This is a genomic window from Nocardiopsis algeriensis, from assembly GCF_014203695.1.
Taxonomy (GTDB): Bacteria; Actinomycetota; Actinomycetes; order Streptosporangiales; family Streptosporangiaceae; genus Nocardiopsis; species Nocardiopsis algeriensis.
The window spans coordinates 126,190-138,457 of the sequence record NZ_JACHJO010000012.1; the positions used below are offsets into that span (position 1 = coordinate 126,190).

The window sequence follows — 12,268 nt, forward strand, 5'->3', positions numbered from 1 at the left end:
CGCCCACGGGTACCGGACACCGGCGCAGCACGGCACCCGGCTATGCGGCGGCCGATGTCTCGCGAACGATGCGGTGATGGAAGAGGGCCAGCACCGCCAACATCAGCCCCAAGCCCGACACGGAGATCCCCGCTGCCATGAAGGGCTCCAGGACCACGGCCCGCACGGCGATGCCACTCGGAACCGCCGTTGGCGAGGTCTCGAAGAACGCCAGGTTGCCCATCGTGTTCCACCCGGCCCACCCGACGAAGGAGACGGCGAGCGCCGCTTCCAGCGCCACCAGCGACCGGTGTGTGGACAGGAAACGCCAACCGTGGAGGTGCCGGGCCAGGACCCGTTGGCCGTGTGCCCGGGCATACACGACGCACACGGTGACTCCGGTGACGAGGAGGACGCAGAACGCGGCGACGAGGGTCGCTGCTTCCATGCGGACCTGGGCGGAGATCTCCCGGTACCCGTCGGCGGCGGCCAGTGCCACCGGTTGGACGCTGTCGACGTAGGCAGGCAGTGCCTGATCCTCCACGGCCTGGACGGCCCCTTCCCGGTCGAGGAGAAGAGCCGCACCCATGGTGGCGTAGGAGTGGTAGTGGACGAAGGGATGCAGAGCCGCGGAACCGTTGGGTACGGCGACCACCACGGGATCCTGGGCGAAGGGCACCCCGCTCTGGGTCCCCAGAGGTGTGGCGCCATAGGTGAACAGCCGCTGCCCGGTTTGGCTGGGTGCCGTCTCCACCCGGATACGCGGGGGCACGCCGCTGTCCGCCTCCCAGGACTCACGCAGCCACAGTCCTACCTCCTCCTCGAGGACGTCGGCCAGGTCGGCGTGGACCTCGGGGACCAGGACGCGCACCTCGCCGCCGTCGGAGGAGGGGCCGTACGGACTTCCCCCGGCGTCCAGGACAGGATGCCTTCGCAGGTACGTGTCGTTGACGACGATCAGAAGCAGGTCCTCGGGTACGGCCGTCGGACCCAGGACGGAACCGCTCTCACCGGGAGCCGCGAGGAGAAGCTGCCCGTGCGCGTCGAGAGCGCGGAGCGACTCGCCGAACGCCCGCGTGGTCTCCTGCTCCTGCAGTTCGTCCACCGACTCGGAGAAGTGGAACCGGGAGATGTCACCGGCCTCGGTGAAGGCTTCATGAGCCTGACCCCGGCCATGGAGAAGCTGAAGGCTCAGCGCCAGGTTCGCCGTCAGCCCGAGAACGAGGACCAGGGCCGGAACCCGGACGGCGTAGGTGGAGACAACGGCCGAACGCACGGCCAGCCGGCCCTTGAGAGCCGGAAGGATGCCGGTGGCGTGCACCAGGGCCAGCGCGGCGACATGTGCGGCGATCCCCGCGGTGCTGAACACCGAGAGATAGAACAAGGACACCTCGAGAAGCAGCCCCCAGCGAGGCAGAGCCCCGTGGGTATGCAGGAGCCCCGCCATGACCAGCGCGATGGTCACGGCGGCGGCCGACCAGTACGGTGCCAGCTTCCCCAGATCACGCAGAAGGATGCGGGACGGCGGTACGCCGTGCAACCGCAGGACGGCGTAGGAGCGGGCGCCGAGCAGCACGCTGGTGGCGATACCGGCCACTCCGCACAGGAGGGCGACGGTGAAGGCGTCGAACAGGGTGGCGTCCCGGACGACCTCGAACCACTCGACCGTCCGGTACTCCGGAGCGATCTGGCCGTCCAGCCCGTACACGGACAGGGCGTCGAGGAAGGCCGTCGCGTGGGCTTCCTCGCCGAAGAGGTGGTAGGTACCGCGCGGATCCAGGTCAGCGGCCTCGTGCCACGGGTGAACCTCGGTCCGATGGTCCAGGGAGAGGCCGGGATAGCCTTCGCCGAGCCAGGAGGCGCCGGGCTGTTCGGGGTTTCCCACGACCATGTGGAGGTGGCGCAGGCCTCCTGGATCGCGCACGTCGGCGGTTTCCAGAGCGATGTTCACCCGGTGTTCCGCGGCGAAGGACGCGATCGCCTCCGAGATCCCGTCCTGCCCGGCCGATGTGCTGTCGCCCCGCACCTGCACGAGCGTCGCCCCCGGATCCGGTGTGGCCTCCAGCAGCTCTCTGGAAACCAAGAAGGAAAAGAGTGCGGAGAGCACGAGAAAGGCCGTGTGTGCGAGGGCGATACCGCGGATCGGCATGGATTTCTTCCGGAGGAGGGGGCGCGAGCGGATCCGATCCGACCGAGGGGCCGATCTGCTGATGCTCGGTTTTTCCGGCATGAACGGGCGGAGAACTGCTCCCATGACCCATGGAAGCGCAGGCGCCATCGTATCCCACGCGGAAACGATATTTACCCGAGAATGCTGACGTGGTTAACGCCACGCCCTTCCACCTGGGGATATTCGTCTCAGGTGCTCAGGACCATTCGGTGCGGTCCTCGGATCACTGCGGATACGGTCTTCAGGTGTCGCTGTCCGCGGTGAGACCGCTGCTCGGAAATATCGGGGAACCTCGGGGTGGTGCAGTGCCACCGGTACATCAAGGCGGCTACCGCTCATCGGCCGCCGAGAGATCCATCCGCCACACGTTCGAGGGGAGGAAGTGTCCCCTCGGATACTCGAAATCGCACTCTTCGGCGAACTCGAACCCGGCCTTCCGGCAGACCGCGTTCGATGCGAGGTGGTGGATGGAGGGAAAGGCATACAGCAGGCGATGACTGCCGTCGGCCTTGGCCTTGTCTGCGGCTGCCAGGGCCGCAGCCACCGCCAGGCCGCGCCCCTGGAACTCCGGCAGAATCGCGTAGCCCGTCTCGTAGGCCGGCTCTCCGTTCCATTCGCGGTCCCAGAAGCCGGTCAGTCCCACGACCTGGCCTTCCGGCAGCAGCACGACCCGGAACATGTTTCCGTTCGCATCGGGGCCGAGGTAGCTCCGATGCCGCTCGATGAGCTGCTCCTCCGTCTCCGGGCCGCCGAGGTATTCGGTTATGGATCTGAAACATGAGAACTCCGGGGCCCTGCCTACACCGAGCAGTTCGACGATCCCTCCCTTGAAGCGGGGCGGGGCCGACCTCTGTTGGTGGAGGATTTCATTCCCAGTGCCGAGTGCAGCGTGGAGGGTATTTGTGTTCGGGGTACCTTCCATCTGCTTGCCGTGACGGGAAAGCGGACCAGCGGATTCCCCTACTTCTACGAAACCGGTCACCTGCTGCCGGACCCCGCCCAGGAGAGCGGCTCCCGGTTCGGGACGTATCTCCAGGAAATAGTGTCCGCCCTCGGAATCGACACCGCTCCCGTCCATGCCGAGGTCAAGGCGAGTGACGACGCCATCGAACTCATCGAGATTCACACGCGGTTCGGCGGGGACCTCGTCCCCGCCCTTATGGAGAAGGCCTTGGATATCAGGGGTTTCGGTTACTTCTACGACGCGCTACTGTACGGTCGGTTGCCGGAACCCCCCTCCGGTCCCGCACGTGTGGCGGGGGTGCGCTTCCTCTGCCGTCCCCTCGAAGACGCGGGTCTACGGATCCCCAGGCCCCCACACGGGGTTCGGGCGGAAATGGTGGTCGGTGGAGGCGACGGACACGAACCCGGTGCGCTGGACAACATCCGCATCCCCAACCAGCGCTACGGCCTCATCGTGTTCACTGCGCCGAGCCACGAGGATGCGGAGGGCTTCGCCGCTCAGCTGGACAACGATTGGCAGGACGACAGTTGATTCTCGAACTGGTCACCTTTCGGCTCATGGACGACGTGTCCGAGAAACGTTTCTCTGCGGCCGTCCGCTCCGTCGATGAGTTCCTGGCGGAACAGGCCGGTTTTCTGGCCCGCCAGGTCATGACGGCGGAGGACGGCGGACGAATGGACCTCGTGTGGTGGAAGGACCTGGAATCGGCACAGGAGGCGGCGCGGGCGATTCGCGAGGAGCCCCGGGCGGAACCCTTCCTCGCCTGTCTGGACCCCGGTTCCATCCACGTGTCCCACTCCGAACTCGCACACTCCGTGCCCAGAGAGTTGCCGTGGTGAGCGAGAAATAGGCTACACACGGACCCCGGAAAGGGTTCTCCACCGTCTTCAGCGGCCTCTTCGGTGGATTGCCCCGAACCGACTGGGTCGTCTGGAGTGGTGTCCTCATCAGCCGCGCCGGAACGATGGTCGTTCCCTTCCTGGCACTCTTCCTGTCCAGCGAGCAGGACATGTCCGTCGCCATGGCCGGTACGGTGGTGGCGGTTCTGGGGTTGGGCGGTACCTGCTCCCAGGTCGTCGGCGGGGTGCTGACCGATGTCTGGGAACGCCGGGTCGCCTTCGCCATTGGCCCCGTCGCCACGGGCGGGTCCCTGCTGACCCTGGGCTACGTACAGGGGACCTTCGCGACCCTGGCAGCCGCGTTCCTGGCCAGCTCTACCAACCTGCGGCTGGCGCGATCGTCGTGGATGTGGTGGACAAGGAGCGTCGTTCCCGCGCCTACGGCCTGCTCTACTGGGCGGTCAACATCGGCTTTTCCGTGGCGGCTGTCTTGGGCGGGGCCCTCGCCCAACGCGACTTCACGCTCCTGTTCTGGGTCGACGCCGTCGTCTGCGTGATGTTCGGTCTGATGATCTGGTGGCGGCTGCCTCCCGACGAACCGAGGAACGCAGACCGGCCGGTTCCCTCCGGCGGCTACCGGGACGTCCTGCGTGACCGCGTTCTCACGTACTCACGCGGTGACGCTCGGGTATCTCGGTGAGGTCCAGGCGGCCCGGGGTGAGATCGAGACTGCCTGCTCGACATGGTCGCAAGCCCTGGATGCCATGCAAGGGGTGCGTTCCGGTCGGGCGATGAACACGGTACGAACCATGAGGTCAACCCTCGGTACGTTTCGGGACCGAGGTGTTCGTGCGGTCGGCGAGCTCGATCGCCGTGTGGCCGAGATCCTGCGCGATATACCCTGATCCGGCCTCCAGCGCGAAGGGAAACACCGTGGAGATCACGCTCTCCCCCATTGCCACCGTCATCGGCGGCCGGTCCGAGGTCAGCGACGACTACTGGGGCGGTGTTCGGTCTGTCATCCGCCTCAACGAGGATCTGCCCCTGGCCGCGCTGAAGGGCTTGGAGGAGTTCAGCCACCTCGAGGTCGTGTGGCACTTCAGCAAAGGCTCTGATGCCGATGTGCATCTCGGTTCCCGTCACCCGCGGAACAACCCGGACTGGCCGGAGACGGGGACGTTCGTCCACCGCAACCACCGGCGCCCGGCCAGGATCGCGATCTCCCGACCCCGCCTGCTGGGCATCGAAGGCCGCGACCTCCATGTCGAGGACCTGGACGCGATTGACGGCACACCGGTCTACGACATCGCTCCGTGGTTCACCGAGTTCGGACCGCGCGGAGGGACCACCCAGCCCTCTTGGCCCGGGGAAATGCTCAGCCGGTACTGGGAGAAGCGCTCGGGCACGTAGTAGAGGCATCACGACCATTGCTTGCCTGATGGGCCTCTCGTGGTTCTCGAAGCCCTGGTCACAAGGGATCGGCACCTCTTGTGATCAGGGCTTTCGTTATCCTCCACCGGCCGTGTCCTGGCGGACTCCTTGTCTTCTGGCCGGCCTTCGAGCGTGCCGCGAGTGCGGTAGGAAGGTCCTCTGAACAGGGTGTCCGCCAAGGTCCGGGTGCTCGATGGCCGCAGCGGCGAAGACCTGCCCACGAGCTTGCGATCGCCCTTGCCGCGGGGGTGGACATGAAGGTGGTTCAGGCGATGCTGTGGTACTCCTCGATCATCATCACGGCGGACATGCGCACGCTGATGGTGATCGAGGTGGTCAAGCGCGAAGCCGAAGCCGCTGCTGCGGGCTCTCCCGTCGCGCGGCTGCCGGGAACACTTTCCGCACCCCCGGGCTCCCTGTGGGCTCCCAAGGACCCGAAGGATGACGAAGGGCGTTCCTTGCAGAAGAGGAACGCCCAGGTGGGTAAGGGTAGGCCCCCAGGGGCTCGAACCCTGAACCCACGGATTAAAAGTCCGTTGCTCTGCCAATTGAGCTAGAGGCCCGCGATGCGGCTCGGAGTGTGGTCCTGGCCGTCGCCGGAGCCAACTCTACCGTAGGCACACGGGGTCTCGGTGGCTGGTGCAGTCCGGCGGAACCCGCGGCCGCTCGCCGCTCCCACGCGCCCGCTCCCCGTCCCGGTAAGGCGTTGCGGAGACGGCGCAGCCACCGTCCGCGAGTCATCACCGGCTCCTCGCCCCGGCGGGACCCCTCCGGTTCGGCAACCGACCGGATCCTCGGGTGCTGTCCGAAGGCAGGTGCCGGGCCGGCGGGGCCGGGGCACGCCCTCGGCGGGGGTGATGCATCGGAGGAGCCGCGCCGCTGTTCGGGCCATCGGCCCCCCGATCCCTCGTCGCGTGCCCTGTCGGCTGCGCGTATGCATTCCGCGCGTTCCCCGTTTGTGGGCATCGCTGCGAGTCGGGGAAGAATATCTCTCCTTCTATTATTTCGGGTGGGCCTGGGTCGGTGTGTATTTAGGGGAGATTATCGTGTTTTGCCTGTTCAGATCTGCTGTCTCGGTGTGTCATTTATTTTTTGATTGAGCCCTAAAAAACAGTGCCTTCGCTTCTCCTGTGCATGCGCATCTTTTATGATCTCGGCTCCCGGGAGAAATTTCCTGAGGGGGAAGAAATCCCTTCCTTCTGCTTTGCTCCCTTTTCGGGAGCGGGTGGCCCTCGGGGATACGACGCATGGGGGCGGGGGAGATGGAAGGTACGGAGACGGGCGCCGTGTTCGCGGCCAGTGAGCGCCTGTACCGGGAGGTCGCGCTGCTGGCGCACGGGGCACCGGGATGGTTGCGGGAGGCGGCCGAGGCGGGGACGGACCTCCTGCTCCTCGGCTTCGCGCTGCTGTTCCTGGCGGGATGGTGGCGGGCCAGGGGAGAGGGCGCGGGGGTGATGGCCGCGGCGCTGCTGGCCCCTGCCGTCACCACCGTCGCGTACGCGGTCAGCCGCTCGCTCAAGGGCGTGTTCGAACAGGAGCGGCCGTGCTCGGTGGTGGCCGACGTCGCCGCGGCGATCGCCTCCTGCCCGCCGCCGGGCGACTGGTCCTTCCCCAGCAACCACGCCGCCGTGGCCGGGGCCGCGGCGGTCGCGGTCGTCCTGGTGCGGGGGGTGTGGGCGCTGGTCGCCGCCCCCTTGGCGCTGCTGGAGGCCTTCTCACGGGTGTTCGTCGGGGTTCACTACCCCCACGACGTCCTCGCCGGCCTGGTGGTGGGCGCCCTCGTCGCCGCCGTGGCGGTTCCGCTCGCGCGCGGGCCGGTGGGGGCGGCCGTGGTCCACCTGCGGGAGAGGTCCGCGCTGCGGCCGCTGCTCGCGGTGCCGCCGGCGGATCCCCTGGCGCTGCCCGTCAAGGAGGCCTGAGGACTACCTCGGACGCACCAGCACGTTCTGGTGGATGCGCCCGATCGGGCCGTGCACGTCGTGGAGCACGCCCGCCGTCATGCCGATGCCGTCGGGTCCGACGGAGGACTCGGCGGACACCCCCGTCCACTCGCCCCGCGGTGCGCGGAACAGGTGCACGGTCAGCTCGGTGTTGATGAAGGTCCACCGCGTCGCGTCGAGGCGGGCCCCGACGCCGTTGGCCGCGTCGGCCACGCTGAACACCCGCTGCAGCGGCGTCATCTCCTCGCCGTGGACCAGCGACGCCCGCGTGCGCATCCAGGCGGAGGCCGGGCCGGGGGAGCCCGGCGGGGTGACCACGTGCCAGTCGACGGTCTGCACGTAGCCGGCGGCCCGGAACAGCTCGTTGATCTCCTCGCCGGGGGCCGCGTCCGGGGCGGGGGCCGGAAGCGAGGCGTCCGAGGCGTGGGCGACCTCGGACGTGTCCAGGGTCTGCAGCCGCCAGGCGTTCGCCCTGGCCACGGCCCTGGGCCCCTTGGGTCCCTCCGCCCACAGCTCGGCGGTGAGCAGCTCGATCTGGCGGCCGGGGCGTTCCACCCTGGCGCGGACCTCGATCTCCGACATGGGGACCGGGCCGAGGAGTTCCACGCAGAAGCGTGAGAGGCGCGTGTCGGTCCGGGGCTCGCAGCGCTCCAGCGCGCGGACCAGGAGCGCGGAGGGCGGGGCCCCGTGCTGCATGGTGTCGGCCCAGGTGCTGACCGTGTGCTCGGTCGGGCGGAAGCGTTCCGCGCCGGTTTCCGGTCCGGGGGAGTCGACCCGGTGGTAGAACGTCGTCTCGCTCATGCGCAGTCCTCCGGAGGTGGGATGACCCCCGAATATAGCGAACGGCGTTCGGTATGCCCGGCCCGGCCGGGCCGGTTCAGGTGGGCCGCGTTCCCCGGTGGTGTGCGAGGAGGTCGTCGAGGCCCTCCAGCTCGTCCATGAGGCGGCTGGCCTCGATGAGCAGGACCGGATAGGGGCGCCAGGGGTCGCCGAGCGGAACGGCCCCCTGTTCGCCGCCGGTCTCCTCCAGACCCTCCTCCAGGCGCCGGGCGCGCCGCACGACGGAGCGGAACTCCTCCGACTGCCGCGCCAGGTGCTCGGGGTTCAGCTCCTCCAGGATCCCCATGGCCTCGGACGCCCTTCCCAGGAACTCGCCGCAGCGGACGAGGAAGGACCGGTAGGGGTCGCTGCGGTCGTCCTCGCGCCAGCGGACGAGGCTGCGGGTCAGCGACGTCACCTGGTGGGTGACCCTCTCCAGGGAGTCGATGATCTGGTCGTACCCGTCGTAGCCCGGCCCCCGGATCGGGTGCAGCAGCCTGCGCGGGTTGAAGTAGGTGCTCTCCCTGGCCATCGCCACGGCGGCCCTCGCCTGCCGGGTGATGGACTCGACCTCCCTCGTCCGGCGCATCCAGTCGGACGTGGACGACTCGTCCAGATCCCCCTCGCGCAGTCCCTGCCCGATCTCCTCGCACAGCCGGCGCAGGGTCTCCGCCAGTGTCTGCACCGCGTAGCGCGCGCCGCGCAGGCGCAGGGGAGGAAACACCGTGAGGTTGACGGCGACGCCGATCGCGCACCCCGCGAGGACGACCAGGACGATCTGCCCCAGTTCCAGGAGCCGCTGCTCCAGGCCCGAGGCGCCGACGTAGACGGAGAAGGCGAAGAAGGCGGCGGTGGCGACCTGTTTCCTCTGGTCCCTCAGCATGTGCCACCGGCCGATGACCAGGGCGGCGGCGGAGACCAGGGCGAACGTCACGATGTCGGGGCCGGCGAGTACGGCCAGCACGGCCTGCAGCGCGATCCCCAGCACCACCGCGAGCACGTAGCTCAGGGACTGGACGACCGACTGGTAGACGGTGGCCTGCACCATCATCAGGGCCGTGAAGGGGGCGAAGGCCGGGGCGGGGGACGGGATGAGGTAGTAGGAGGCGGCCCAGGCCAGGGTGGCCGCGAGCGTCCCCTTCAGGACCACCGCGAGCGCGCCGCGCTCGCGTCCGCTCGATTCGGCCACCCCGGCCAGCCGTTTCCGGGCGCGTGCGAGGTGCCCGTCCCTGCTCTTCCCCATCGCGCTTGCCGACCTCTCAGGAACGGCCGGAGCCGGAGGGAACCTCCTCGCCGATCCGCTGCCGCAGCTTCTCGATGGTGGCGGCGAGCAGACGGGACACGTGCATCTGGGAGCAGCCGACCTCCTCGGCGATCTGCGCCTGGGTGCAGTCGCCGAAGAAGCGCAGGTGCAGGATGGTGCGCTCGCGGGAGTCGAGGCACGTCAGCGCGGGCCTCAGCGACTCGCGCTCCACGACCAGGTCGTAGGACGCGTCCTCCTGGCCGAGTCGGTCCTCCAAGGTGGAGCCGTCGTCGTCCCCCAGGTCGGGGACGTCCAGGGACAGCGTGTTGTAGGACTCCGACACCTGGACCAGTTCGAGCACCTCCGCCTCGGGCAGGCCCATGGCCTCGGCCAGCTCGGAGATCTTCGGAGGCCGGGCGTGCTCCTGCTGGAACTCGCCTCTGATGCGGTTGAGCTGGTTGCGGTTCTCCTGGTGTCTTCTGGGCACACGGACGGCCCAGGTGTGGTCGCGGAAGTGGCGCTTGATCTCACCCGTGACCATGGGCAGGAGGTAGGAGATGAACTTCTTGCCGCGGTCGGGGTCGAAGCCCCGGATGGCCTTGACCAGGCCCAGGTGGCCGGTCTGGCGCAGGTCCTCGTAGGGCTCGCCGCGGCCGCTGTAACGGCGGGCGATCTTGTGGATCAGGGGCTGGTAGAGCTCCATGACCCGCTCCTGGAGGGCGGCAGCCGAGGGGTGGCCCTCAGGCAGGTTCTTCATGATGCGGAGGAGTTCTTCGGCCGGCTGGTCCTCGCCGAAGTCGGGGCGGTGCTGCGGGACAACCGTCGGGGCACTCGGCTGGGCGTCGATCACTGCGGACATCAAGGTCCTCCGTGTCGTTGATGAAAATCCGTCACTCTTGTCACAGGAGCCACATGGTTCGGTTCGCTGGGCGATGGCCACTGCTCCTGTCCTGCTCGTCGTCTCCCCTGTCTGCCGGTCCGTGGGGCCGCGGTGCGCTCCGCTCGGGCCGGTGCGCTCCGTCGGGCCTCTCCGGGCCGGCAGTGTCACCTGTCGGTGCCGTCTCGGCGACCGGTGGTGACGGCTCTGCTTCTACGTGCCCACTGAGAACACTTCAAAAGCGGTCACAGTGTGATTTCGGAAACTATTGAAGATAGCTGGCTTCCCCGAGGGGAATGTCGGTAATACGCAGCCTTGCCCTGGGATGTAAAGAGCATCTAAGGAAAGCAAGAAGAGTGTCGGGGAACACAAAGGCCGCCGCACCCGGGACCCTTCCCCCTGCAGGTCAACCTGGGCGCGACGGCCATATCCCCCTGTGTTCCGGGCGGCTGGGCCGCTCCGGTACTTCACCATCTACCTGTGGGAGAGCGCCTTAAACACCTTCATGGAGAAATCCTGGCGATCTCTTTGCCTGAGTCGCTGTTATCCCACCTCAGAGGAGGGAAAGAGAATTCCTTCCGCAGCGGACCCCGGCTCCGTCCGACTCAGTATTTCGGTGCAGCGCTTCACGACCTCGTCCGTTTCCAGGGCCAGAAGGCCCGGGTCGGGAGCGGCGGCGTGCGGATCCCCCCGGCGGCCCGCCCACAGGCACGCGTGCAGGTCCCCGTCCACCCGCGGCCCCCACAGCGCCGGCGGTACCGGGCCGAAGAGGCGCACCGACGGCGTCGCGTAGGCGGTGGCCAGGTGCGCGATCCCGGTGTCCCCGCACAGGACCAGGCGTGCGCCGGCCACGAGCGCGGCCAGCTCCTCGAGCGAGGTCCGGCCGGCCACCACGGACTCCGGAGCGAGCCCGGCCTCCTCCGCCACCCGCCGGGCGCGCCCCTCCTCCTCGGAGGAACCGGTGACCACGACCTCCAGCCCCAGCCGGGACAGGTGCCGTGCGACCGCGGCGAAGCGCTCCACTGGCCAGCAGCGGGACTCCGCGGAGGCGCCCGGGTGCAGGACCACCCGCTCTTCCCGGGAGACGTCCTCCGGTACGGGCCAGTACAGGTCGCGCGGATCGGCCGCCACCCCGTGGTGCTCCAGCAGGCGGCACCAGATGTCCGCGTCGTGGACGTCGCCGGGCCAGGGCGGCCCGGGCCGATCCGGCAGGGACGGGTGCCCGTGGGTCCACAGCTGCCGGGGCCGGAGACCGTCGAGCGCCTCGATGCTCCGGGGACCCCGGCCGTGGAGGTTGACCGCCAGCTCGGGCGGGCGCCGGCGGTCCCACGCGGGGGTGTGCAGCTCCGGCGTGGGCAGGACCTCCCAGTCCAGCCCCGCGAGCCGGACCAGGCTCCGGTAGGAGGAAGGCCCCGCCAGGACCCGGCGCCGTTCCGGCCGGGCCCGCTCCAGGGCGCGCAGAGCCGGGACCGCCGTCGCGAAGTCGCCCAGCTTCAGCACCCGGTACACGAGAAGGGCCGGTCCGTTCCCGTCCGGGCCCCCGTGCCCGGGCGGGGGGACGGACCGGCCCCCCCGAGTACCGTCAGCGGTTCGGTTCGGCTTCGCTGACATCGGCCAGCGCCGAGTCCTGGTCGGCGACCTCGGCCAGGTCGCCCATGGAGACCACGCCCACGACCTTCTCGCCCTCCACCACGGGCAGGCGGCGGAGCGCGTTCTTGCGCATGGTGTCGGCCGCGTCGCGGATCCCGCTCTGCGGTGGAACGGTGACCATCTGCGAGCTGCGGACCTCTCCGGCGGTGCGCGTGGCGGGGTCGCCGCCCTCGGCCACGCAGCGGACGACGATGTCCCGGTCGGTCACGATCCCCACCAGGTTGTCGCCCTCGGCGACGATCACGTCACCGATGTCGGAGTCGCGCATGATCTCGGCGACCTCGCGCAGTGTGGCGTCGGGCGTGACGGTGCGCACGGACGTGCTCATCACGTCGGCGATGCTTCTGGCTGCCATC

At 68.8% G+C, this 12,268-nt stretch carries 13 protein-coding genes and 1 tRNA gene; 5 read left to right on the plus strand and 9 right to left on the minus strand.

The features are described from left to right. Positions 1-40 precede the first annotated feature (40 nt). Positions 41-2,062 (minus strand): hypothetical protein, encoded by a 2,022-nt coding sequence (locus tag FHS13_RS19075; protein ID WP_184293320.1) that lies wholly within the window; start codon positions 2,060-2,062, stop codon positions 41-43. 415 nt (positions 2,063-2,477) lie between these two features. Next, complete coding sequence (locus FHS13_RS19080; protein ID WP_184293321.1) at positions 2,478-3,071, minus strand: GNAT family N-acetyltransferase; 594 nt, start codon at positions 3,069-3,071, stop codon at positions 2,478-2,480. On the opposite strand from FHS13_RS19080, the gene FHS13_RS19085 reads away from it, so the two are divergent. From FHS13_RS19085 to FHS13_RS19095, 3 genes are all read left to right on the plus strand, one after another. Beyond that, positions 3,039-3,644, plus strand: coding sequence for an ATP-grasp domain-containing protein (locus tag FHS13_RS19085; RefSeq protein ID WP_343065086.1), 606 nt, complete (start codon positions 3,039-3,041; stop codon positions 3,642-3,644). The genes FHS13_RS19080 and FHS13_RS19085 overlap by 33 nt on opposite strands. Further along, positions 3,641-3,952: a hypothetical protein gene (locus FHS13_RS19090; RefSeq protein ID WP_184293323.1), complete on the plus strand. Its 312-nt coding sequence runs from the start codon at positions 3,641-3,643 to the stop codon at positions 3,950-3,952. Before FHS13_RS19085 ends, FHS13_RS19090 begins: the two co-directional genes overlap by 4 nt. Before the next feature lie 259 nt (positions 3,953-4,211). After that, complete coding sequence (locus tag FHS13_RS19095; RefSeq protein ID WP_246405477.1) at positions 4,212-4,652, plus strand: MFS transporter; 441 nt, start codon at positions 4,212-4,214, stop codon at positions 4,650-4,652. A 115-nt stretch (positions 4,653-4,767) separates the two neighbouring features. Here the strand turns inward: FHS13_RS19095 and FHS13_RS21780 are convergent, their stop codons facing one another. Further along, positions 4,768-4,896 (minus strand): hypothetical protein, encoded by a 129-nt coding sequence (locus FHS13_RS21780; protein WP_281388853.1) that lies wholly within the window; start codon positions 4,894-4,896, stop codon positions 4,768-4,770. On the opposite strand from FHS13_RS21780, the gene FHS13_RS19100 reads away from it, so the two are divergent. Next, positions 4,886-5,362, plus strand: a complete 477-nt coding sequence (locus tag FHS13_RS19100; RefSeq protein WP_184293325.1) for a TrmO family methyltransferase domain-containing protein — start codon at positions 4,886-4,888, stop codon at positions 5,360-5,362. The two genes, FHS13_RS21780 and FHS13_RS19100, sit on opposite strands and share 11 nt — an antisense overlap. Positions 5,363-5,873: 511 nt before the next feature. Here FHS13_RS19100 and FHS13_RS19105 read toward each other — a convergent pair. Next, positions 5,874-5,946, minus strand: a tRNA-Lys gene (locus FHS13_RS19105). 699 nt (positions 5,947-6,645) lie between these two features. Between FHS13_RS19105 and FHS13_RS19110 the strand changes: the two genes are divergently transcribed. Further along, positions 6,646-7,302 carry a phosphatase PAP2 family protein gene (locus tag FHS13_RS19110; RefSeq protein WP_184293326.1) on the plus strand — a complete coding sequence of 219 codons (657 nt, stop codon included), beginning with the start codon at positions 6,646-6,648 and terminating at the stop codon, positions 7,300-7,302. 3 nt (positions 7,303-7,305) lie between these two features. Here FHS13_RS19110 and FHS13_RS19115 read toward each other — a convergent pair whose 3' ends face one another. The 5 genes from FHS13_RS19115 to FHS13_RS19135 all read right to left on the minus strand — a co-directional run bounded on the left by FHS13_RS19115 (position 7,306) and on the right by FHS13_RS19135 (position 12,267). Continuing rightward, positions 7,306-8,124, minus strand: coding sequence for a thioesterase family protein (locus FHS13_RS19115; RefSeq protein WP_184293327.1), 819 nt, complete (start codon positions 8,122-8,124; stop codon positions 7,306-7,308). 76 nt (positions 8,125-8,200) lie between these two features. Next, entirely contained in the window at positions 8,201-9,385 is a 1,185-nt protein-coding gene (locus tag FHS13_RS19120; protein WP_184293328.1) for an FUSC family protein, read from the minus strand. Positions 9,386-9,401: 16 nt separating this feature from the next. Then, positions 9,402-10,244 carry a SigB/SigF/SigG family RNA polymerase sigma factor gene (locus FHS13_RS19125; RefSeq protein WP_184293329.1) on the minus strand — a complete coding sequence of 281 codons (843 nt, stop codon included), beginning with the start codon at positions 10,242-10,244 and terminating at the stop codon, positions 9,402-9,404. 561 nt (positions 10,245-10,805) lie between these two features. Continuing rightward, the gene (locus FHS13_RS19130; RefSeq protein ID WP_343065087.1) at positions 10,806-11,771 is read right to left on the minus strand and encodes a glycosyltransferase family 9 protein; all 966 of its coding nucleotides are present in this window, start codon (positions 11,769-11,771) and stop codon (positions 10,806-10,808) included. 73 nt (positions 11,772-11,844) lie between these two features. Beyond that, positions 11,845-12,267: a CBS domain-containing protein gene (locus FHS13_RS19135; protein ID WP_184293331.1), complete on the minus strand. Its 423-nt coding sequence runs from the start codon at positions 12,265-12,267 to the stop codon at positions 11,845-11,847. Position 12,268 lies beyond the last annotated feature (1 nt).

Excerpts from the sequence above, each read along its gene's own strand:
- FHS13_RS19080 (WP_184293321.1), bottom strand. The coding sequence starts at position 3,071 with ATGGAAGGTACCCCGAACACAAATACCCTCCACGCTGCACTCGGCACT.
- FHS13_RS19110 (WP_184293326.1), top strand. The coding sequence starts at position 6,646 with ATGGAAGGTACGGAGACGGGCGCCGTGTTCGCGGCCAGTGAGCGCCTG.
- FHS13_RS19115 (WP_184293327.1), bottom strand. The coding sequence starts at position 8,124 with ATGAGCGAGACGACGTTCTACCACCGGGTCGACTCCCCCGGACCGGAA.
- FHS13_RS19120 (WP_184293328.1), bottom strand. The coding sequence starts at position 9,385 with ATGGGGAAGAGCAGGGACGGGCACCTCGCACGCGCCCGGAAACGGCTG.
- FHS13_RS19125 (WP_184293329.1), bottom strand. The coding sequence starts at position 10,244 with ATGTCCGCAGTGATCGACGCCCAGCCGAGTGCCCCGACGGTTGTCCCG.
- FHS13_RS19135 (WP_184293331.1), bottom strand. The coding sequence starts at position 12,267 with ATGGCAGCCAGAAGCATCGCCGACGTGATGAGCACGTCCGTGCGCACC.